Below are 22,995 nucleotides of genomic sequence, written 5' to 3' on the forward strand. Positions count from 1 at the left end.
TCGGGCAACATACAGGCTATTGATTACCGACCTGATCGCCATACGGCAACGTATCATAATCAATCAGCGCGTTTTTCTTATACGGGTTGCCAATCCAGCGCGTGGTCTCTTTGAACTGCGGGTTGGTGATGGAGCGCGTCGGGTCGTAGCCATCATAGGTCAGGCCCGCTAAGTCAGACCAGGTATGGATAAGCTCGGAACTGCTGTACTTACGATCGACATCCTGTGAGAAGTCGCGCGGATGCGCTGCCTGCCATTTCTCTGAGGTCCACAGCAGGAACGGCACCGTATACATATGACGGGTTGGCGAATCTTCGTTTCGTCCCTGCGTCTTATGCGGCGGCGTGTCATACACTTCTTCACCGTGATCGGAGAAGTAGAGCAGGAAACCGTTCGGATCGGTCGCTTTATAGTCCTTAATCAGGCTGGCGACAACATAGTCATTATACAGGTTCGCGTTGTCGTAATCGTTATACGATTCCAGTTCGTCGCTGCTTAATCCCGGCGGAACATGGTCGGTTTTGCCATCAAACTTGCCCTGGTTTTCTGGATAGCGGAACTTGTATTTAATGTGCGTTCCCAGCAGATGCACAATAATGAATTTTTTCGGCGCCGGGTCGGCTAACACCGCTTTAAACGGCTCCAGCACGTTGCTGTCATATTCGCGTGCGCTTTGAGTGCGCTGCTGGTTCATATAGAACTGCTTATCAGTCTGCTTAGAGAACACGGTCAGCATGGTATTACGCGCCGTCATCGTCTGCTGGTTAGTGATCCAGAAGGTTTTATACCCGGCCTGTTTCATCATATTCATCAGCGATGGCTTCGTCAGATACCAGTCCGGGTTCTTTTCGTCCGCGAACGTTAGCGCCTGTTGCAGGATCTCAATGGTGTACGGTCGCGAAGTTACCACATTATTAAACACGGTCAGCCCGGGGTCGGTTTTATGCAGCGCGTCCAGTTCCGGCGTGGTTTCGCGCGGATAACCGTACAGACTCATACGGCCACGCTGGGTCGATTCGCCAATCACCAGTACCAGTGTGCGCGGCGCATCGCCGGAGTGGTCCTGGAAGTTAGCCAGCGGCGGCAGGGCATCGTTTTCATTCAGCAGTTTATTCAGCGAGGCGAGCTGTAAACGGTACTGATAGTAGCCAGTAATAAATTGCCACGGCGCGGCGGGTTCCATTCGTGACGCCAGGCTATCCAGCGTTTTCTCCATCGACTTATGCTTGATAAAGGTATTCATCGCGATGGGATGGAGGATCAGCCCGTACAGCAGGGCAAACGACACCAGATAACGCCAGGGCGATGGAATATAAACCGGGCGCAGACGTGTCCACAGCAAAATCGCCGCCACCGTATAAGCCAGCGCGACAAGAACAATTTTCAGACTGAAATATTGGCTTAAATATTCGCTGGCTTCATTGGCGTTGGTTTCAAACATCACAAACAGCACGCTTTGCGAGAACTCCTGCCCGTAGATTACGTAATAGCTCAGCGCCGCCAGCGAGGCGGCCCAGAGTACGACGCCAATAACGGCCGCAATAACCCGGATGCGGCCTGGAAACAGAAAGACCGGGATCAGCCACAGTGAGCTGTACAGTAGCGAATCCCGCAGACCGTTTGTCCCGCTGTATCCGGTGAGATAAATAATGGCCTGCAGGAGGGTGGAAAAGAACCAAAAGTAGAGCAGTGCCCAGCCCAGGGCTTTCCAGCTAAACGCGGGTTTAGTCTGGAGTAATGTGGATTGCATAATGAGAGCCTGTCTTTAATCGTAGCGCCAAACGTAACGCCTGAACCTTAAAAGAATCTGAAGCAAACCTGCTTTATGCCGCACGTTTTGCTAAGAAAGATTTACAAATGCATAAAATGCAGACAGGAATATATTGAAAAAATGACGAGGATGACAGCAGTATTTCATGCCGCCCCCACATAACTGCGTGAGAGCGGCTCTCTTTTTGCGTTAGCCGGTGTTGCGCATACCGGCGGCGACGCCCGCAATCGTGACCATCAACGCCTGTTCGACGCGAGGATCGGGCGATTTGCCCTGCTCTTCAGTCAGACGGGAACGATACAGCAACTCGGCCTGCAACACGTTTAATGGATCGGTATAAACGTTTCTTAACTGAATGGACTCCGCAATCCACGGTAAGTCGGCCATCAGGTGCGAATCGTTGGCAATCGCCAGCACCACTTTAATGTCTTCTTCCAGCAGGTCTCGTAGCTCTTTGCCCAGCGGCCATAGCGTTTTCGCCACCAGACGCTGATCGTAATAGTCGGCCAGCCACAGGTCGGCTTTCGAGAACACCATTTCCAGCATCCCAAGACGCGTGGAGAAGAACGGCCAGTCGCGGCACATGGCTTCCAGTTCGCTTTGTTTACCGTCTTCCACCACTTTTTGCAGCGCAGTACCCGCGCCCAGCCAGGCTGGCAGCATCAGGCGGTTTTGCGTCCAGGCGAAGATCCACGGAATCGCGCGCAGCGATTCGACGCCGCCAGTTGGACGACGTTTCGCCGGACGTGAGCCGAGCGGCAATTTGCCCAACTCTTGCTCCGGCGTCGCGGAGCGGAAGTACGGTACAAAGTCTTTATTTTCGCGCACGTAGCCGCGGTAGGTTTCACAGGAGATGACGGAAAGCTCATCCATAATATGACGCCAGCTGTCTTTCGGTTCCGGCGGCGGCAGCAGGTTTGCTTCCAGAATTGCGCTGGTGTAGAGCGAGAGGCTGCTGACGGTGACTTCCGGCAGGCCGTATTTGAAGCGGATCATCTCGCCCTGCTCGGTCACGCGCAGACCGCCTTTCAGACTGCCTGGCGGTTGCGAAAGCAGCGCCGCGTGGGCTGGCGCGCCGCCACGGCCAATAGAACCGCCGCGGCCGTGGAAGAGGGTAAGCTCGATGCCGGCTTTTTCACAGGTTTTGATCAGGGCGTCCTGCGCCTGATACTGCGCCCATGACGCGGCCATGACGCCGGCGTCTTTCGCCGAGTCGGAGTAGCCGATCATGACCATCTGCTTACCCTGAATCAGTCCGCGATACCAGTCGATATTCAACAACTGGGTCATCACGTCGTCGGCATTGTTCAGGTCGTCGAGGGTTTCAAACAGCGGCGCGACCGGCATGGCAAAGCCGATACCTGCCTCTTTCAGCAGCAGATGCACAGCCAGCACATCAGACGGCGTTTTCGCCATTGAAATTACGTAGGCGGCGATCGATCCTTTTGGCGCTTCGGCAATAACCTTGCAGGTTTCAAGCACTTCGCGGGTATCGTTGCTCGGCTCCCAGTTACGCGGCAGCAGCGGACGTTTGGAGTTCAGCTCGCGGATCAGGAAGGCCTGCTTGTCGGCTTCCGACCAGCTTTCGTAGTCGCCAATACCGAGGTAGCGGGTAATTTCGCCCAGCGCTTCGGTATGGCGGGTGCTCTCCTGACGGATATCAATACGCACCAGCGGTACGCCGAAACACTTCACGCGGCGGAGCGTGTCGAGTAACTCGCCGTTGGCGATAATGCCCATGCCGCAGGCCTGTAACGACTGGTAGCAGGCGTACAGAGGTTCCCAGAGCTGCTCGTTTTGCGTCAGCAGGCCAGCCGGTTTGGGCAGCTTCTCGCCTTTCAGACGCGCTTCCAGCCAGGACTGGGTCGCCATCAGACGGGCGCGCAATTTTTTCATCAGGTAGCGATACGGCTCAGACGCGCCTTCTTCGCCCACTAACGCCAGCAGCTCCGGCGTGGCGTCGACCATCGACAGTTCTGATACCAGAACATGAATGTCTTTCAGGAACAGATCGGTGGCTTTCCAGCGGCTTAACAAGAGCACGTGGCGGGTGATATCCGCCGTCACGTTCGGGTTGCCGTCACGGTCGCCGCCCATCCAGGAGGTAAAACGTACCGGCACAAAATCCACCGGCAATTTGTAGCCGAGATTTTCTTCCAGCTGTTCGTTCAGTTCACGCAGATAGTTAGGTACGCCCTGCCACAGGCTGTTCTCAACCACGGCGAAGCCCCATTTGGCTTCATCCACCGGGCTTGGGCGCTGCTTGCGGATCTCATCCGTATGCCAGGATTGGGCAATCAACTGGCGCAGGCGACGCATCACCTGGTGACGTTCGTAGTCGGCGATATCGGTATTATCAAGCTGTTTCAGACAGTTATTGATTTCACCCATCTTGTGAATAAGCGTACGGCGGGTAATTTCTGTCGGATGGGCGGTTAGCACCAACTCCAGCGACAGCGACTCTACCGCTTTTTTGATGGTTGCGTCGTTGAGGTCCGGTTGGTTTTTCAGTTTGCGCAGAGTGCGGGCAATCACTTCCGGGTTGCTGGCGGCTTCGCCTTTTGGCGAAATGCTGTGGTATTGCTCGGCAGTATTGGCCAGGTTCAGGAACTGACTAAACGCGCGCGCAACTGGCAGCAGCTCGTCATTAGACAAATTTTGTAGCGTGGTGAGCAGCTCCTGGCGATTAGCTTCATTGCCGGCGCGTGAAGATTTGGATAGCTTACGGATTGTTTCTACGCGATCAAGAATGTGTTCTCCCAGCGCATCCTTGATGGTTTCTCCCAGCACCTTGCCGAGCATACTGACATTACTACGCAACGCGGAATATTGTTCGTTCATATGACCCCAGACACCCCATCTTTAATGTAATTGCCCTGTCTCTTTCATGCCACAGCGGCAGTGGCTGCGTTCGCCCGTATGCCAGTTCTGCGGAATGGGCTCGTTTGCCGCCTTGCTGTGACGTAAAATTTTTCGGACTTTGCTTTTTAGCCGTCTTTTATAAAGCCACGTAAAACCCGTGGCGTCAATTACTGCGAAATCGGTTCAGCAAACGAAAAAATGGCGGTAATTTATTAAAGTTAATTCGCATCGTGCCAAATAAGAAATGCTTATGAACATGTGGCGTAGAGACGCCGGATGGCGCTGCGCTTATCCGGCCTACAAGACGGGGTAGGCCCGGTAAACATCACGTCACCGGGCAATATGCATTAATGCCAGCAAAAATGGTGTACTACCTGGGTAATCAATTCCCGGGTTGGCTTAATAAAACGCGTTTCGAGATATTCATCCGGCTGATGCGCCTGATTAATTGAGCCCGGACCAAGCACCAGCGTTGGGCATAATGTCTGCATAAACGGCGCTTCAGTACAGTAGTTCACCACGTCGGTTTTTGTTCCCAACAGTTTTTCTACTACTTCAACCAGTTGGTGGTCCGGTGGACACTCGTAACCTGGAATCGGCGGATGTAATTCCGCCACCGTCAGGCGGCCCGGCCAGCGTTCGCTTACCGGGGCCAGCGCGTCGTTAAGCAGTCCATTAAGGTCGTTTAACGTCATGCCCGGCAGTGGACGAATATCCATATGCAATTCGCAGCAGGCGCAGATACGGTTTGAGGCATCGCCGCCGTGGATATGGCCCAGATTCAGCGTTGGATACGGAACGGTAAACGCCTCGTAGTGATACCGCGCTTTCAGCGAGTCACGCAGTTGCATGATATGGCCAATCGCATCGTGCATCAGTTCAATGGCGTTAACCCCACGCGCCGGGTCGCTGGAATGACCGGACTGCCCCAGGACGCGAACGACATTAGAGATATGCCCTTTGTGCGCGCGTATCGGTTGCAACGACGTCGGTTCGCCAATGATCGCGCAGTCCGGACGTAATGCCGTGGTTTCGGAAAAATAACGCGCCCCCGCCATGCTGGTCTCTTCATCGGCGGTCGCCAGAATGTAGAGCGGCTTTTTCAACTTTGTGACGTCAACGTCACGTAGCGCGTCCAGAATAAAAGCGAAGAAGCCTTTCATATCCGCAGTGCCCAGGCCATAGAGCTTATTGTCATGCTCGGTCAGCGTGAACGGGTCGCGCGTCCAGCGTCCGTCATCAAAGGGAACCGTGTCGGTATGGCCGGTCAGCAGCAAACCGCCCGCGCCATGTCCGGTGCTGGCGAGCATATTAAATTTGTTTCGCGTTCCTGGAACCGGTTGAACCTCTACGTTGAAACCAAGATCGCTGAACCAGCCTGCAAGCAAAGTGATTAAAGACGCATTACTTTGATCCAGGGATTCTTCGGTTGCGCTTATCGACGGTGTGGCAATCAAAGCGCGGTAAATCTCGATAAATGGCGGTAAAACGTTTTTCATTGTTGACACACCTCAGGTCATGATAGTATCAATATTCATGCATTAATTATGAATAAAAATACATTAACGTTGAGCATAAAGGAACCCGATGTTGAATACGCTGATTGTAGGCGCTAGCGGTTATGCGGGCGCAGAGCTTGTAAGCTACGTAAATCGCCACCCACATATGACCATAACCGCTTTGACCGTCTCAGCGCAAAGCAATGATGCAGGAAAGTTAATTTCTGATTTACATCCGCAGTTAAAAGGGATTGTCGACCTGCCATTGCAACCGATGTCGGATGTACGTGATTTTAGTGCAGATGTTGATGTGGTGTTCCTGGCGACAGCGCATGAAGTGAGCCACGATCTGGCGCCGCAATTTTTACAGGCCGGATGCGTCGTATTCGATCTTTCCGGCGCGTTTCGGGTAAACGATCGCGCCTTCTATGAAAAGTACTACGGATTTACTCATCAATATCCTGAGCTGCTGGAGCAGGCGGTGTACGGTCTGGCGGAGTGGAATGCCGATAAACTGAACACGGCGAATCTGATTGCGGTTCCTGGTTGCTATCCAACCGCAGCGCAGTTGTCGCTAAAACCGCTGATTGACGGCGGGCTTCTCGATCTGACGCAGTGGCCGGTAATTAATGCCACCAGCGGGGTGAGCGGCGCGGGGCGCAAGGCGGCAATATCGAACAGTTTCTGTGAAGTGAGTTTGCAACCGTATGGCGTGTTTACGCATCGTCATCAGCCGGAAATCGCTGCCCATCTGGGCGCGGAGGTCATCTTCACCCCGCATCTGGGGAATTTCCCGCGCGGGATTCTGGAAACCATTACCTGCCGCCTGAAAGCGGGAGTAACCCATGCGCAGGTCGCCGACGTGTTGCAAAAAGCCTATGGCGACAAACCGCTGGTGCGCCTGTATGACAAAGGCGTTCCGGCGTTAAAGAACGTCGTCGGGCTGCCGTTCTGCGATATTGGTTTTGCCGTCCAGGGCGAACATCTAATTGTGGTGGCAACCGAAGACAACTTGTTGAAAGGCGCAGCGGCGCAGGCGGTGCAGTGCGCTAATATTCGTTTTGGCTTCGCTGAAACGCAGTCTCTTATTTAAGGGTGAAATGATGAATCCATTAATTATCAAGCTGGGTGGCGTATTACTGGATAGCGAAGAGGCTCTGGAACGTCTTTTTACCGCGCTGGTCAACTATCGTGAGTCCCATCAGCGTCCGCTGGTGATTGTTCACGGCGGCGGTTGCGTGGTGGATGAGCTGATGAAAGGGCTTAATTTGCCAGTGAAAAAGAAAGACGGCCTGCGCGTGACGCCTGCCGATCAGATTGGCATCATTACCGGCGCGCTGGCGGGAACCGCTAACAAAACTCTGCTGGCCTGGGCGAAGAAACACCATATCGCCTCTGTTGGTCTGTTTCTGGGCGATGGCGACAGCGTAAACGTGACCCAACTCGATGAAGCGTTAGGCCACGTCGGGCTGGCGCAACCGGGGTCGCCGAAGCTGATTAACATGCTGCTGGAAAACGGCTTTCTGCCGGTGGTCAGCTCCATTGGCGTAACAGACGACGGCCAACTGATGAACGTCAACGCCGATCAGGCGGCAACCGCGCTGGCGGCGACGCTGGGGGCCGATCTGATCCTGCTTTCTGACGTGAGCGGTATTCTGGACGGCAAAGGCCAGCGTATCGCCGAAATGACGGCGTCCAAAGCCGAGCAGCTTATCGACCAGGGCATTATTACCGACGGGATGATTGTGAAAGTGAATGCGGCTCTCGATGCTGCGCGGGCGCTGGGTCGCCCGGTGGATATCGCTTCCTGGCGTCATGCGGAGCAACTGCCGGCGCTGTTTAACGGTACGCCGATTGGCACGCGTATTCTGGCTTAACTATTTGTTCGCCCGATGGCGGCTGCGCCTTATCGGGCCTGCGTGAACAGAAATTATAGGCCGGATAAGCGTAGCGCCATCCGGCAGTGAAATTCGAAGAATTTAAGGAAGTCTATTATGGCACTTTGGGGTGGGCGTTTTACACAGGCGGCAGACCAGCGGTTTAAACAATTCAATGATTCGTTGCGCTTCGATTACCGTCTGGCGGAGCAGGATATTGTCGGTTCTGTGGCCTGGTCCAAAGCATTGGTCACGGTAGGCGTACTGACTGCCGATGAGCAACGACAGTTGGAAGAAGCGCTGAACGTGCTGCTGGAAGAGGTTCGCGTGAATCCGCAGCAAATCCTGCAAAGCGATGCGGAAGATATCCATAGCTGGGTGGAAGGTAAGCTCATCGACAAAGTGGGTCAGTTGGGTAAAAAGCTGCACACCGGGCGCAGCCGTAACGATCAGGTGGCGACGGACCTGAAACTGTGGTGCAAAGAGACGGTGAGGGAACTGCTTACCGCTAACCGCCAGCTACAGAGCGCGCTGGTGGAAACCGCGCAGGCGAACCAGGACGCGGTAATGCCGGGATATACCCATCTGCAACGCGCGCAGCCAGTGACTTTCGCCCACTGGTGTCTCGCGTATGTCGAAATGCTGGCGCGCGATGAAAGCCGCCTGCAGGACACGCTTAAACGTCTGGACGTGAGTCCGCTAGGTTGCGGCGCGTTGGCGGGAACGGCCTATGAAATTGACCGTGAACAATTGGCAGGCTGGCTGGGCTTTGCGTCTGCGACCCGCAACAGCCTGGACAGCGTGTCCGATCGTGACCACGTACTGGAACTGCTTTCTGATGCGGCTATCGGCATGGTGCATCTGTCACGCTTCGCGGAAGATCTGATTTTCTTTAATTCTGGTGAAGCGGGTTTTGTAGAGCTTTCTGACCGCGTGACTTCCGGTTCATCGTTAATGCCGCAGAAGAAAAACCCGGACGCGCTGGAGCTGATTCGCGGTAAGTGCGGTCGCGTACAAGGGGCGCTAACCGGCATGATGATGACTTTAAAAGGTCTGCCGCTGGCGTATAACAAAGATATGCAGGAAGACAAAGAAGGGCTGTTCGATGCGCTCGATACCTGGCTTGACTGCCTGCATATGGCGGCGTTGGTGCTGGACGGTATTCAGGTGAAACGCCCACGTTGTCAGGACGCGGCGCAACAGGGGTATGCCAACGCCACGGAGCTGGCGGATTACCTGGTCGCGAAAGGCGTGCCGTTCCGCGAAGCGCACCATATTGTCGGCGAAGCGGTGGTAGAAGCCATTCGCCAGGGTAAGCCGCTGGAAGCGTTGCCGCTGGCCGATTTACAGAAATTCAGCCACGTGATTGGCGACGATGTGTATCCGATGTTGTCTTTGCAGTCGTGTCTGGATAAACGGGCGGCAAAAGGCGGCGTTTCTCCGCAGCAGGTGGCGCAGGCCATCGACGATGCCAGGGCGCGCCTCGCGTTGTAGGCCTTATAAGCGTAACGCTATCAGGTAATACTGCCCGGCCGAGCATCAGCGACGCCGGGCTTTTTTACGCAAAAAAAAGCGGACCAGAGGTCCGCAAAAGTTCACGTTGGCTTTAGTTATTTCGGGTTCGAGAGATACCCTCTGAACGGGCGGTGTCTTCAAGGGTTAAACGAGAAACCGCTCCGTTCTGTGATGTATTATTAATCAGAAAGGTTGATAGGGATAATCGTTCGTTGCTATGCTACCTATCGCCATGAACTATCGTGGCGACGGAGGATGAATAATGAATATTCGTGATCTTGAATATCTGGTGGCGTTAGCCGAACATCGCCATTTCCGGCGAGCGGCGGACTCCTGTCACGTCAGCCAGCCAACCCTTAGTGGGCAAATACGTAAGCTGGAAGATGAGCTGGGCGTTATGCTGCTGGAGCGTACGAGCCGTAAAGTGCTGTTTACCCAGGCGGGCTTACTGCTGGTGGATCAGGCGCGTACCGTACTGCGTGAGGTCAAGGTGCTCAAGGAGATGGCAAGCCAACAAGGCGAGACGATGTCCGGCCCGCTGCATATTGGTTTAATCCCAACAATTGGTCCCTATTTGCTGCCGCTTATCATTCCAATGTTGCACCAGACTTTCCCGAAGCTGGAAATGTATCTGCATGAGGCGCAAACGCATCAGCTGTTAGCGCAACTCGATAGCGGCAAGCTTGACTGCGCTATTCTGGCGCTGGTGAAAGAGAGCGAGGCGTTTATCGAAGTGCCGCTGTTTGATGAGCCCATGATGCTGGCTATTTATGAGGATCATCCGTGGGCGAATCGCGATCGCGTGCCGATGTCCGATCTGGCGGGCGAGAAATTGCTGATGCTGGAAGATGGCCACTGTCTGCGCGATCAGGCGATGGGGTTCTGTTTTGAAGCGGGAGCGGATGAAGATACCCATTTCCGGGCGACCAGTCTGGAAACGCTGCGCAACATGGTGGCGGCGGGCAGTGGTATTACACTACTCCCCGCGCTGGCCGTACCGCAGGAGCGTAAGCGCGACGGCGTGGTTTATCTGCCATGCATTAAGCCGGAGCCGCGTCGTACCGTGGGGCTGGTTTATCGCCCGGGATCGCCGCTGCGTAGCCGTTATGAGCAACTGGCAGAGGCCATCCGTGGCGCAATGGATGGCCATTTCGACAAGGCGTTAAAACAGGCGGTTTAAGCCGTTCAACGCCGCAACCCGATAAGCTTCCGCCATGGTTGGGTAGTTAAAGGTGGTGTTAACGAAGTATTCGATGGTGTTACCGCCACCTTTCTGCTCCATGATCGCCTGGCCGATATGAATAATTTCGGCGGCGCGTTCGCCAAAGCAGTGAATCCCCAGAATTTCTTTGGTTTCGCGGTGGAAGAGAATTTTTAGCGTGCCGACGTTCATGCCGACGATTTGCGCTCGCGCCAGATGCTTAAATTGCGCGCGGCCCACTTCGTAAGGCACTTTCATTGCCGTTAACTGCTGCTCGGTTTTGCCGACAGAACTGATTTCCGGAATGGTATAAATCCCGGTGGGGATATCTTCGATGAGATGCGCGCTCGCTTCGCCTTTCACCAGCGCCTGCGCTGCAATACGCCCCTGATCGTAGGCGGCGGAGGCCAGACTGGGATAGCCAATCACGTCGCCCACCGCATAGACGTGCGGCAGGGCGGTCTGGTACATACTGTTGACTTTGAGCTGTCCACGGCTGTCTGTTTCCAAACCAATATTCTCCAGCGCCAGCGAATCGGTGTTACCGGTACGGCCATTAGCATAGAGCAGGCAGTCAGCCTTCAGTTTTTTGCCGGATTTCAGGTGCATGATGACGCCATCATCGCAGCCTTCGATTTTCTCATACTCTTCATTGTGGCGAATAACCACGCCGCTATTCCAGAAATGGTAAGAGAGAGAGTCGGACATCTCCTGATCGAGAAAGGCCAGCAGGCGATCGCGGGTGTTGATCAGATCCACTTTCACATCCATACCGCGGAAGATGGACGCATATTCGCAGCCGATAACGCCGGCGCCGTAAATAATAACGTGGCGCGGTTCATGGTGGAGACTCAGGATTGAGTCGCTGTCATAAATGCGCGGATGCGAGAAATCCACATCATTGGGATGGTAAGGACGCGAACCACAGGCAATAACAAATTTTTCTGCCGTCAGGGTTTCAACCGTGCCGTCATGGCATTCCAGCGCCAGGGTATGTTCGTCAATAAAATGGGCGTTGCCCTGCAATATTTCACAGTGGTTACGCTCATAAAACCCCTGACGCATACGCGTTTGTTGATTAATCACGTTATCGGCATGATTAAGGATGTCGGCGAAAGAAGAACGAAGGAGACGGGAGTGGTCGCTATAGAGCGGGTTTTGATTAAATTCAATAATGCGGCTGACGGCGTGGCGAAGGGCTTTGGATGGGATGGTGCCCCAGTGGGTACATCCGCCGCCAACGTTATGATAACGCTCAATCACCGCGACGCGTGCTCCTTGCTTAACCAGACCCATTGCAGCGCCTTCACCGCCGGGGCCTGACCCTATGACGACTGCATCATAATCCCAGGAATGTGGCATGGTATTACTCACCTGTTTTTATACATAAAATAAACACGATGATAACATTTGCCCAGCTTTAACCCAATTATCGTTGTGCTTTTTTGCGAAGCCGGAGCACAAACTGTCTGTAAACAATCATTCACAATCCAGTGTGAACCCGTTACTTTTATTCTCTGGTATAGTGCCGAATAAGGCATATGGAAGGATTCAGACATTGTGATGGGTGTTAGAGCGCAACAAAAAGAAAAAACCCGGCGTTCGCTGGTGGAAGCCGCATTCAGCCAACTGAGCGCTGAGCGGAGTTTTGCCAGCCTGAGTTTGCGTGAGGTGGCGCGTGAAGCGGGCATTGCGCCAACGTCGTTTTACCGTCATTTTCGCGATGTCGATGAACTCGGTCTGACGATGGTGGATGAAAGCGGTCTGATGCTGCGTCAGTTGATGCGTCAGGCGCGACAGCGCATCGCGAAAGGCGGCAGCGTCATTCGCACGTCGGTCTCCACATTTATGGAGTTTATCGGCAACAACCCCAACGCCTTCCGTCTGTTGTTGCGCGAGCGTTCCGGCACTTCAGCGGCGTTTCGTGCCGCCGTCGCGCGGGAGATTCAGCATTTTATTGCGGAACTTGCCGACTATCTGGAACTCGAAAACCATATGCCGCGCGCGTTTACTGAAGCCCAGGCCGAAGCGATGGTGACTATTGTCTTTAGCGCGGGCGCAGAGGCGTTGGACATCGGTGCTGAACAGCGTCGGCAATTAGAAGAGCGGCTGGTATTGCAACTGCGCATGATTGCGAAAGGGGCGTATTACTGGTATCGCCGTGAGCAAGAGAAAATAGCACATCATTCCGAATAACGTGAAGGACGAGTAATGAAACAGTCAGGTCAAGATAAAGGTACGCTGTTGCTGGCGCTCATCGCTGGCTTATCGATTAACGGCACATTCGCGGCGCTGTTTAGCGCTATTGTGCCGTTCTCCGTATTCCCGGTTATCTCGCTGGTGCTGACGGTATATTGCCTGCATCAGCGCTACCAAAATCGTACTATGCCGGTAGGTTTGCCGGGGTTGGCCGCCGCTTGTTTCATTCTTGGCGTTTTACTGTATAGCACCGTCGTGCGTGCAGAATATCCGGATATTGGCTCTAATTTCTTCCCGGCGGTGCTGTCGGTGATTCTGGTATTCTGGATTGGCTTTAAACTGCGTAACCGCAAGCAGGACACCGCGGAATAGTGTGCGAATGCCGGATGGCGGTATAACCGGCCATCCGACGTACATTTTACCTTGCGGTGAGTAATACCCCGCATTCCATATGATGCGTATACGGGAACTGATCGAATAGCGCCAGGCGAGACACCGTGTGCGTCTGGCTTAACGTTTCCAGGTTTTTGCACAACGTTTCCGGATTGCAGGAAATGTACAGAATACGTGGATAAGCCTGCACCATTTTTTCCGTTTCGCTGTCCAGACCGCTGCGCGGCGGATCGACAAAAATGGTTTCGCACTGATAGCGCTTCAGGTCGATCCCCTGCAGGCGGTTAAACTCACGAACGCCATTCATCGCCTGGGTAAACTCTTCCGCCGCCATGCGAATAATTTGCACATTATCAATATGATTAGCGGCAATATTGTACTGTGCGGCAGCGACGGACGGTTTGGCGATTTCGGTTGCCAGCACGCGGTTAAAATTGCGCGCCAGCGCTAAAGAAAAATTGCCGTTGCCGCAATACAACTCAAGCAGATCGCCTTTTGAGTCTTTCGTCACCTCCAGCGCCCACTCTAACATCTGAATATTCATGGCGGCGTTTGGCTGCGTAAAGCTGTTTTCGACCTGGCGGTAGATCATCTCTTTACCTGCCACAGGCAGACGCTCATCAATATAATCCTGATCCAATTCGATTTTAGTTTTAGTGGCCCGGCCAATCAGGTGTACGTTCAGACCTTGCGCGCGTAAAGCATCGCGTAACGCAGTGGCGGCTTCACGCCACTCTTCGTCCAGCTTCTTATGGTACAGCAACGACACTACCGCCTGGTTGCTCAAGGTCGTGAGATAATCGATCTGGAACAGCTTATGCCGCAGTGCATGATTATCGCGCACGCCGGCAATCATCGCCTTCATTAAGGTATTAATCAGTTGGCTGGCCGCCGGGAAGGTGTCAACGCGAATCCGGCTTTTGGTCTGCTGATCAAACATAATGTGGTACAGGTCATCGCCGTCATGCCACAGGCGAAATTCCGCACGCATACGATAGTGACTGACCGGCGAGCGAAATACTTCCGGAACCAGGCCAGAAAACGGCGCCATCATACTCTGCAAGCGCGCCACTTTTTCGGCCAGCTGCGCCTCATACTGTTCTGTCGGAAGATGTTCGGGGGTCATATCGCATCCTGAATAATAAAAGTACGCGGGGATTGTAGGGATTGCTCAGTGGATGTCCAGCTATTGATGATTTCTGATTTGTGATGCGTGGTCTGGACAGGGTGTTGTGACAGACGGTAGCATCCGTGGGCCGGTCCTGTGAGTTAATAGGGAATCCAGTGAAAATCTGGAGCTGACGCGCAGCGGTAAGGAAAGGTGAGATGAGAGCGTAAGCAGACACTGCCTCCGGCGGGAAGTCATCATTTCTGCTATCCAGTCAACGGATAACCCTCCAAGCCCGAAGACCTGCCGGCTAACGTCGCATCTGGTTTTTCATCATCGCGTACTATCGATGAAGCCTGCGGCATCCTTCTTATATTGTGGATGCTTTACAATGATTAAAAAAGCTACGCTGCTGACGGCGTTCTCCGTCACGGCCTTTTCCGCTTGGGCGCAGGACACTAGCCCGGATACCCTGGTTGTCACCGCCAACCGTTTTCAGCAGCCGCGCAGCGCGGTTCTGGCGCCCGTTACCATCGTGACGCGTCAGGATATTGAACGCTGGCAATCGACCTCCGTAAATGATGTTCTGCGCCGTTTGCCTGGCGTCGATATTGCGCAGAGCGGCGGCGCCGGACAAAACTCCTCCATTTTCATTCGCGGCACCAACTCCAGCCATGTACTGGTATTGATTGACGGCGTGCGTCTGAATTTAGCAGGCGTGAGCGGGTCCGCCGATCTCAGCCAGTTCCCGGTGTCGCTGGTACAGCGCATTGAATATATTCGCGGTCCGCGCTCCGCTATTTATGGTTCCGATGCTATCGGCGGCGTAGTGAATATCATTACGACGCGCGATAACCCAGGCACAGAATTAACCGCTGGATGGGGAAGAAATAGCTACCAGAATTACGACATCTCGACGCAACAGCAACTTGGCGAAAACACGCGGGCGACGTTGATCGGCGATTACGAATACACCAAAGGGTTTGACGTGGTAGCGAAAGGCGGTACCGGGATGCAGGCGCAGCCTGACCGGGACGGCTTTTTGAGTAAAACGCTTTATGGCGCGTTAGAGCATACCTTTTCTGATCGCTGGAGCGGATTCGTGCGTGGTTATGGCTACGATAACCGTACCGATTACGACGCCTATTACTCGCCGGGCTCGCCGCTGATTGATACACGCAAACTTTATAGCCAAAGCTGGGACGCCGGGCTGCGCTTTAATGGCGAACGTATTCAGTCTCAGCTGGTTTCAAGCTATAGCCACAGTAAAGATTACAACTATGATCCGCACTATGGCCGGTATGATACCTCCGCCACGCTGGATGAGATGAAACAGTACAATGTTCAATGGACCAACAGTGTGGTCGTGGGGCACGGTAATGTTGGGGCGGGCGTAGACTGGCAGAAACAGACTACCACGCCAGGTACCGGCTATGTGCCCGAGGGATATGACCAGCGTAATACCGGGGTTTACCTGACAGGATTACAACAGTTGGGTGACTTCACTCTGGAAGCGGCGGCGCGCAGTGATGACAACTCCCAGTTTGGTCGTCATGGTACATGGCAAACCAGCGCGGGATGGGAGTTTATAGAAGGTTATCGCTTTATTGCCTCCTACGGAGCCTCCTACAAAGCGCCTAATTTGGGCCAGCTGTATGGGTATTACGGTAATCCGAACCTGAATCCTGAAAAGAGTAAACAGTGGGAAGGCGCATTTGAAGGGCTAACCGCTGGCGTCAGCTGGCGTATTTCAGGTTATCGTAACGATATTAATGACATGATCGATTATGACGATCATCTGCAAAAATATTACAACGAAGGTAAGGCGCGCATTAAAGGTATTGAGGCGACGGCGAATTTCGATACCGGACCGTTAACGCATACGGTCAGTTACGATTACGTTGATGCGCGTAATGCGGTTACCGATACGCCATTACCGCGGCGTTCCAAACAGATGGCAAAATATCAACTTGACTGGGACGTTTACGATTTTGACTGGGGGGTGACATATCAATACCTTGGTTCCCGCTATGATTCGGATTACTCCGCTTACCCATACCGGACAGTAAAAATGGGCGGCGTCAGTTTATGGGATCTTACGGTTGCATATCCGGTCACCTCACATCTGACAGTTCGTGGTAAAATAGCCAACCTGTTCGACAAAGATTACGAGACAGTTTATGGCTACCAAACTGCAGGACGAGAATACACCTTGTCTGGCAGCTACACCTTCTGAACCACGTCCCACCGTGCTGGTATTTGATTCCGGCGTCGGTGGATTGTCGGTCTATGATGAGATTCGGCGGCTCCTGCCGGATCTCCACTATATATATGCTTTCGATAACGTGGCTTTCCCCTACGGGGAAAAGAGTGAAACGTTTATCGTCGAGCGCGTTGTCGAGATTGTGACTGCGGTACAGCAGCGCTATCCCCTTTCACTGGCGGTGATTGCCTGTAATACCGCCAGTACGGTCTCACTTCCCGCATTACGTGAAAAGTTTGCCTTCCCGGTGGTGGGCGTTGTGCCTGCGATTAAACCAGCGGCGCGGCTGACCGCCAATGGCGTCGTCGGGCTACTGGCGACGAGAGCCACGGTCAAACGTCCTTATACTCACGAGCTGATTGCGCGCTTCGCTAATGAATGTCAGATAGCGATGTTGGGGTCGGCAGAACTGGTGGAACTGGCGGAAGCTAAACTACATGGCGACTCGGTATCGCTGGAAGAGCTGCGCCGCATATTACGCCCATGGCTACGAATGCCGGAGCCGCCTGACACGGTCGTTCTGGGGTGTACGCATTTCCCTCTATTACGGGACGAGCTTTTGCAAGTCCTGCCCGAAGGGACGCGGTTAGTGGATTCCGGCGCGGCGATAGCGCGTCGTACAGCCTGGCTGTTGGAACATGAAGCGCCGGATGCGAAATCAACCGATGCCAATATTGCTTATTGCATGGCAATGACGCCAGGAGCTGAACAATTATTACCCGTTTTACAGCGTTATGGCTTTGAAACGCTCGAAAAACTGCCGGTTTAATGGCGTTTTGGGTAAATACCAGGCACTTGAGAAATTATTTTAAATTTCCTCTTGTCAGGCAGAAATAACTCCCTATAATGCGCCACCACTGACACGGAACAACGGCACACAGGCCGCCGGGTCAGCGGGGTTCAGACCAGAACCTCACGGAGAAAAGCGAAAATAAACGCTTGACTCTGAAGCGGGAAAGCGTAATATGCACAACCCGCGCCGCTGAGAAAAAGCGAAGCGGCACTGCTCTTTAACAATTTATCAGACAATCTGTGTGGGCACTCGAAGATACGGATTCTTAACGTCCTCGGACGAAAAACGAATACCAAGTCTCAAGAGTGAACACGTAATTCATTACGAAGTTTAATTCTTTGAGCATCAAACTTTTAAATTGAAGAGTTTGATCATGGCTCAGATTGAACGCTGGCGGCAGGCCTAACACATGCAAGTCGAACGGTAACAGGAAGCAGCTTGCTGCTTTGCTGACGAGTGGCGGACGGGTGAGTAATGTCTGGGAAACTGCCTGATGGAGGGGGATAACTACTGGAAACGGTGGCTAATACCGCATAACGTCGCAAGACCAAAGAGGGGGACCTTCGGGCCTCTTGCCATCAGATGTGCCCAGATGGGATTAGCTTGTTGGTGAGGTAACGGCTCACCAAGGCGACGATCCCTAGCTGGTCTGAGAGGATGACCAGCCACACTGGAACTGAGACACGGTCCAGACTCCTACGGGAGGCAGCAGTGGGGAATATTGCACAATGGGCGCAAGCCTGATGCAGCCATGCCGCGTGTATGAAGAAGGCCTTCGGGTTGTAAAGTACTTTCAGCGGGGAGGAAGGTGTTGTGGTTAATAACCACAGCAATTGACGTTACCCGCAGAAGAAGCACCGGCTAACTCCGTGCCAGCAGCCGCGGTAATACGGAGGGTGCAAGCGTTAATCGGAATTACTGGGCGTAAAGCGCACGCAGGCGGTCTGTCAAGTCGGATGTGAAATCCCCGGGCTCAACCTGGGAACTGCATTCGAAACTGGCAGGCTTGAGTCTTGTAGAGGGGGGTAGAATTCCAGGTGTAGCGGTGAAATGCGTAGAGATCTGGAGGAATACCGGTGGCGAAGGCGGCCCCCTGGACAAAGACTGACGCTCAGGTGCGAAAGCGTGGGGAGCAAACAGGATTAGATACCCTGGTAGTCCACGCCGTAAACGATGTCTACTTGGAGGTTGTGCCCTTGAGGCGTGGCTTCCGGAGCTAACGCGTTAAGTAGACCGCCTGGGGAGTACGGCCGCAAGGTTAAAACTCAAATGAATTGACGGGGGCCCGCACAAGCGGTGGAGCATGTGGTTTAATTCGATGCAACGCGAAGAACCTTACCTGGTCTTGACATCCACAGAAGAATCCAGAGATGGATTTGTGCCTTCGGGAACTGTGAGACAGGTGCTGCATGGCTGTCGTCAGCTCGTGTTGTGAAATGTTGGGTTAAGTCCCGCAACGAGCGCAACCCTTATCCTTTGTTGCCAGCGATTAGGTCGGGAACTCAAAGGAGACTGCCAGTGATAAACTGGAGGAAGGTGGGGATGACGTCAAGTCATCATGGCCCTTACGACCAGGGCTACACACGTGCTACAATGGCGCATACAAAGAGAAGCGACCTCGCGAGAGCAAGCGGACCTCATAAAGTGCGTCGTAGTCCGGATTGGAGTCTGCAACTCGACTCCATGAAGTCGGAATCGCTAGTAATCGTGGATCAGAATGCCACGGTGAATACGTTCCCGGGCCTTGTACACACCGCCCGTCACACCATGGGAGTGGGTTGCAAAAGAAGTAGGTAGCTTAACCTTCGGGAGGGCGCTTACCACTTTGTGATTCATGACTGGGGTGAAGTCGTAACAAGGTAACCGTAGGGGAACCTGCGGTTGGATCACCTCCTTACCTTAAAGAAGCGTACTTTGCAGTGCTCACACAGATTGTCTGATGAAAAACGAGCAGTAAAACCTCTACAGGCTTGTAGCTCAGGTGGTTAGAGCGCACCCCTGATAAGGGTGAGGTCGGTGGTTCAAGTCCACTCAGGCCTACCAGATTCGCTCCCGTGCTTTGTTGTGGCAAAGCTCGCATACTTCAGTATGCTTCGCTTCACCACGCCGCGCCCGGAAACGAATCAAAGGTAAGAGGTTCTGACTACACGATGGGGCTATAGCTCAGCTGGGAGAGCGCCTGCTTTGCACGCAGGAGGTCTGCGGTTCGATCCCGCATAGCTCCACCATATCGTGAGTGTTTACGAAAAAATACTTCAGAGTGTACCTGAAAGGGTTCACTGCGAAGTTTTGCTCTTTAAAAATCTGGATCAAGCTGAAAATTGAAACACAGAACAACGAAAGTTGTTCGTGAGTCTCTCAAATTTTCGCAACACGATGATGAATCGTAAGAAACATCTTCGGGTTGTGAGGTTAAGCGACTAAGCGTACACGGTGGATGCCCTGGCAGTCAGAGGCGATGAAGGGCGTGCTAATCTGCGATAAGCGCCGGTAAGGTGATATGAACCGTTATAACCGGCGATACCCGAATGGGGAAACCCAGTGTGATTCGTCACACTATCATTAACTGAATCCATAGGTTAATGAGGCGAACCGGGGGAACTGAAACATCTAAGTACCCCGAGGAAAAGAAATCAACCGAGATTCCCCCAGTAGCGGCGAGCGAACGGGGAGGAGCCCAGAGCCTGAATCAGCATGTGTGTTAGTGGAAGCGTCTGGAAAGGCGCGCGATACAGGGTGACAGCCCCGTACACAAAAGCGCATGTGCTGTGAGCTCGATGAGTAGGGCGGGACACGTGGTATCCTGTCTGAATATGGGGGGACCATCCTCCAAGGCTAAATACTCCTGACTGACCGATAGTGAACCAGTACCGTGAGGGAAAGGCGAAAAGAACCCCGGCGAGGGGAGTGAAAAAGAACCTGAAACCGTGTACGTACAAGCAGTGGGAGCACAGGTTTACCTGTGTGACTGCGTACCTTTTGTATAATGGGTCAGCGACTTATATTCTGTAGCAAGGTTAACCGAATAGGGGAGCCGGAGGGAAACCGAGTCTTAATTGGGCGTTAAGTTGCAGGGTATAGACCCGAAACCCGGTGATCTAGCCATGGGCAGGTTGAAGGTTGGGTAACACTAACTGGAGGACCGAACCGACTAATGTTGAAAAATTAGCGGATGACCTGTGGCTGGGGGTGAAAGGCCAATCAAACCGGGAGATAGCTGGTTCTCCCCGAAAGCTATTTAGGTAGCGCCTCGTGAATTCATCTCCGGGGGTAGAGCACTGTTTCGGCTAGGGGGCCATCCCGGCTTACCAACCCGATGCAAACTGCGAATACCGGAGAATGTTATCACGGGAGACACACGGCGGGTGCTAACGTCCGTCGTGAAGAGGGAAACAACCCAGACCGCCAGCTAAGGTCCCAAAGTCATGGTTAAGTGGGAAACGATGTGGGAAGGCCCAGACAGCCAGGATGTTGGCTTAGAAGCAGCCATCATTTAAAGAAAGCGTAATAGCTCACTGGTCGAGTCGGCCTGCGCGGAAGATGTAACGGGGCTAAACCATGCACCGAAGCTGCGGCAGCGACGCTTATGCGTTGTTGGGTAGGGGAGCGTTCTGTAAGCCTGTGAAGGTGGCCTGTGAGGGTTGCTGGAGGTATCAGAAGTGCGAATGCTGACATAAGTAACGATAAAGCGGGTGAAAAGCCCGCTCGCCGGAAGACCAAGGGTTCCTGTCCAACGTTAATCGGGGCAGGGTGAGTCGACCCCTAAGGCGAGGCCGAAAGGCGTAGTCGATGGGAAACGGGTTAATATTCCCGTACTTGGTGTTACTGCGAAGGGGGGACGGAGAAGGCTATGTTGGCCGGGCGACGGTTGTCCCGGTTTAAGCGTGTAGGTGTGTGTTCCAGGTAAATCCGGTTCACTTTAACACTGAGGCGTGATGACGAGGCACTACGGTGCTGAAGTAACAAATGCCCTGCTTCCAGGAAAAGCCTCTAAGCATCAGGTAACATCAAATCGTACCCCAAACCGACACAGGTGGTCAGGTAGAGAATACCAAGGCGCTTGAGAGAACTCGGGTGAAGGAACTAGGCAAAATGGTGCCGTAACTTCGGGAGAAGGCACGCTGACACGTAGGTGAAGTGATTTACTCACGGAGCTGAAGTCAGTCGAAGATACCAGCTGGCTGCAACTGTTTATTAAAAACACAGCACTGTGCAAACACGAAAGTGGACGTATACGGTGTGACGCCTGCCCGGTGCCGGAAGGTTAATTGATGGGGTCAGCGCAAGCGAAGCTCCTGATCGAAGCCCCGGTAAACGGCGGCCGTAACTATAACGGTCCTAAGGTAGCGAAATTCCTTGTCGGGTAAGTTCCGACCTGCACGAATGGCGTAATGATGGCCAGGCTGTCTCCACCCGAGACTCAGTGAAATTGAACTCGCTGTGAAGATGCAGTGTACCCGCGGCAAGACGGAAAGACCCCGTGAACCTTTACTATAGCTTGACACTGAACATTGAGCCTTGATGTGTAGGATAGGTGGGAGGCTTTGAAGTGTGGACGCCAGTCTGCATGGAGCCGACCTTGAAATACCACCCTTTAATGTTTGATGTTCTAACGTGGACCCGTTACCCGGGTTGCGGACAGTGTCTGGTGGGTAGTTTGACTGGGGCGGTCTCCTCCTAAAGAGTAACGGAGGAGCACGAAGGTTGGCTAATCCTGGTCGGACATCAGGAGGTTAGTGCAATGGCATAAGCCAGCTTGACTGCGAGCGTGACGGCGCGAGCAGGTGCGAAAGCAGGTCATAGTGATCCGGTGGTTCTGAATGGAAGGGCCATCGCTCAACGGATAAAAGGTACTCCGGGGATAACAGGCTGATACCGCCCAAGAGTTCATATCGACGGCGGTGTTTGGCACCTCGATGTCGGCTCATCACATCCTGGGGCTGAAGTAGGTCCCAAGGGTATGGCTGTTCGCCATTTAAAGTGGTACGCGAGCTGGGTTTAGAACGTCGTGAGACAGTTCGGTCCCTATCTGCCGTGGGCGCTGGAGAACTGAGGGGGGCTGCTCCTAGTACGAGAGGACCGGAGTGGACGCATCACTGGTGTTCGGGTTGTCATGCCAATGGCACTGCCCGGTAGCTAAATGCGGAAGAGATAAGTGCTGAAAGCATCTAAGCACGAAACTTGCCCCGAGATGAGTTCTCCCTGAGACTTAAAGTCTCCTGAAGGAACGTTGAAGACGACGACGTTGATAGGCCGGGTGTGTAAGCGCAGCGATGCGTTGAGCTAACCGGTACTAATGAACCGTGAGGCTTAACCCTACAACGCCGAAGATGTTTTGGCGGATGAGAAGACGATTTTCAGCAGTGATTCAGAGTTGAGTACGCAATACTTTGCGCAGCAGCAAGGCGGCAAGCGAAGGAAAGGAAGGAGCATACAGAAGTATGTGACTGAGTTTACGAGCGCAGGCAACGCCGCTGATGCGATAAAGAATTGCGTACAGAGCACAAAGAATTT

Annotated in this window: 13 protein-coding genes, 2 tRNA genes, 2 rRNA genes and 1 riboswitch; of the genes, 12 read left to right on the plus strand and 5 right to left on the minus strand. The window is 53.5% G+C overall.

Annotation, left to right across the window (positions count from 1 at the left end):
- Nucleotides 1-16 precede the first annotated feature (16 nt).
- The 3 genes from N7E69_RS09670 to argE form a co-directional block, all read right to left on the minus strand.
- Complete coding sequence (locus N7E69_RS09670; protein WP_001192093.1) at nt 17-1,750, minus strand: phosphoethanolamine transferase CptA; 1,734 nt, start codon at nt 1,748-1,750, stop codon at nt 17-19.
- A gap of 210 nt (nt 1,751-1,960) precedes the next feature.
- A complete protein-coding gene (gene ppc, locus N7E69_RS09675; RefSeq protein WP_001005548.1) occupies nt 1,961-4,612 on the minus strand; it encodes a phosphoenolpyruvate carboxylase in 2,652 nt (883 codons plus the stop codon).
- A gap of 368 nt (nt 4,613-4,980) precedes the next feature.
- Nucleotides 4,981-6,132, minus strand: coding sequence for an acetylornithine deacetylase (gene argE, locus N7E69_RS09680; RefSeq protein ID WP_000800208.1), 1,152 nt, complete (start codon nt 6,130-6,132; stop codon nt 4,981-4,983).
- Between the two features lie 88 nt (nt 6,133-6,220).
- Here argE and argC point away from each other — a divergent pair, with 88 nt between their 5' ends.
- From argC to oxyR, 4 genes are all read left to right on the plus strand, one after another.
- Nucleotides 6,221-7,225 carry an N-acetyl-gamma-glutamyl-phosphate reductase gene (gene argC / locus N7E69_RS09685; RefSeq protein WP_000935332.1) on the plus strand — a complete coding sequence of 335 codons (1,005 nt, stop codon included), beginning with the start codon at nt 6,221-6,223 and terminating at the stop codon, nt 7,223-7,225.
- Nucleotides 7,226-7,232: 7 nt separating this feature from the next.
- On the plus strand, nt 7,233-8,009 hold the full coding sequence (gene argB, locus N7E69_RS09690; RefSeq protein ID WP_001575262.1) for an acetylglutamate kinase: 777 nt from the start codon (nt 7,233-7,235) through the stop codon (nt 8,007-8,009).
- Nucleotides 8,010-8,126: 117 nt separating this feature from the next.
- Nucleotides 8,127-9,503 carry an argininosuccinate lyase gene (gene argH, locus N7E69_RS09695; RefSeq protein ID WP_001230062.1) on the plus strand — a complete coding sequence of 459 codons (1,377 nt, stop codon included), beginning with the start codon at nt 8,127-8,129 and terminating at the stop codon, nt 9,501-9,503.
- Nucleotides 9,504-9,786: 283 nt separating this feature from the next.
- Nucleotides 9,787-10,704, plus strand: coding sequence for a DNA-binding transcriptional regulator OxyR (oxyR, locus tag N7E69_RS09700; RefSeq protein ID WP_001025919.1), 918 nt, complete (start codon nt 9,787-9,789; stop codon nt 10,702-10,704).
- On the opposite strand, the gene sthA is transcribed toward oxyR, so the two are convergent.
- Nucleotides 10,687-12,087, minus strand: coding sequence for a Si-specific NAD(P)(+) transhydrogenase (gene sthA, locus N7E69_RS09705; protein WP_001120788.1), 1,401 nt, complete (start codon nt 12,085-12,087; stop codon nt 10,687-10,689). The genes oxyR and sthA overlap by 18 nt on opposite strands.
- Nucleotides 12,088-12,285: 198 nt before the next feature.
- Between sthA and fabR the strand changes: the two genes are divergently transcribed.
- Nucleotides 12,286-12,921, plus strand: coding sequence for an HTH-type transcriptional repressor FabR (fabR, locus tag N7E69_RS09710; protein ID WP_000971958.1), 636 nt, complete (start codon nt 12,286-12,288; stop codon nt 12,919-12,921).
- Nucleotides 12,922-12,936: 15 nt separating this feature from the next.
- Nucleotides 12,937-13,296, plus strand: a complete 360-nt coding sequence (locus tag N7E69_RS09715) for a YijD family membrane protein (protein ID WP_000813838.1) — start codon at nt 12,937-12,939, stop codon at nt 13,294-13,296.
- A gap of 46 nt (nt 13,297-13,342) precedes the next feature.
- On the opposite strand, the gene trmA is transcribed toward N7E69_RS09715, so the two are convergent.
- Nucleotides 13,343-14,443, minus strand: coding sequence for a tRNA (uridine(54)-C5)-methyltransferase TrmA (trmA, locus tag N7E69_RS09720; RefSeq protein ID WP_000186981.1), 1,101 nt, complete (start codon nt 14,441-14,443; stop codon nt 13,343-13,345).
- 114 nt (nt 14,444-14,557) lie between these two features.
- Nucleotides 14,558-14,751, plus strand: a riboswitch (cobalamin riboswitch).
- 65 nt (nt 14,752-14,816) lie between these two features.
- Here trmA and btuB point away from each other — a divergent pair.
- The 6 genes from btuB to N7E69_RS09750 all read left to right on the plus strand — a co-directional run bounded on the left by btuB (nt 14,817) and on the right by N7E69_RS09750 (nt 22,799).
- A complete protein-coding gene (gene btuB, locus N7E69_RS09725) occupies nt 14,817-16,661 on the plus strand; it encodes a TonB-dependent vitamin B12 receptor BtuB (RefSeq protein ID WP_001752251.1) in 1,845 nt (614 codons plus the stop codon).
- Nucleotides 16,606-17,457: a glutamate racemase gene (gene murI, locus N7E69_RS09730; protein WP_000201805.1), complete on the plus strand. Its 852-nt coding sequence runs from the start codon at nt 16,606-16,608 to the stop codon at nt 17,455-17,457. Before btuB ends, murI begins: the two co-directional genes overlap by 56 nt.
- Nucleotides 17,458-17,836: 379 nt before the next feature.
- Nucleotides 17,837-19,378: ribosomal RNA gene (locus N7E69_RS09735) — 16S ribosomal RNA — on the plus strand.
- 69 nt (nt 19,379-19,447) lie between these two features.
- A tRNA-Ile gene (locus N7E69_RS09740) sits at nt 19,448-19,524 on the plus strand.
- Between the two features lie 109 nt (nt 19,525-19,633).
- A tRNA-Ala gene (locus tag N7E69_RS09745) sits at nt 19,634-19,709 on the plus strand.
- A gap of 182 nt (nt 19,710-19,891) precedes the next feature.
- Nucleotides 19,892-22,799 (plus strand): 23S ribosomal RNA (locus N7E69_RS09750).
- Together the 16S and 23S rRNA genes with 2 tRNA genes alongside form the textbook arrangement of a ribosomal RNA operon.
- Nucleotides 22,800-22,995: the final 196 nt, after the last annotated feature.

This window comes from Salmonella sp. 3C (assembly GCF_025426275.1).
Lineage (GTDB): Bacteria > Pseudomonadota > Gammaproteobacteria > Enterobacterales > Enterobacteriaceae > Salmonella > Salmonella enterica.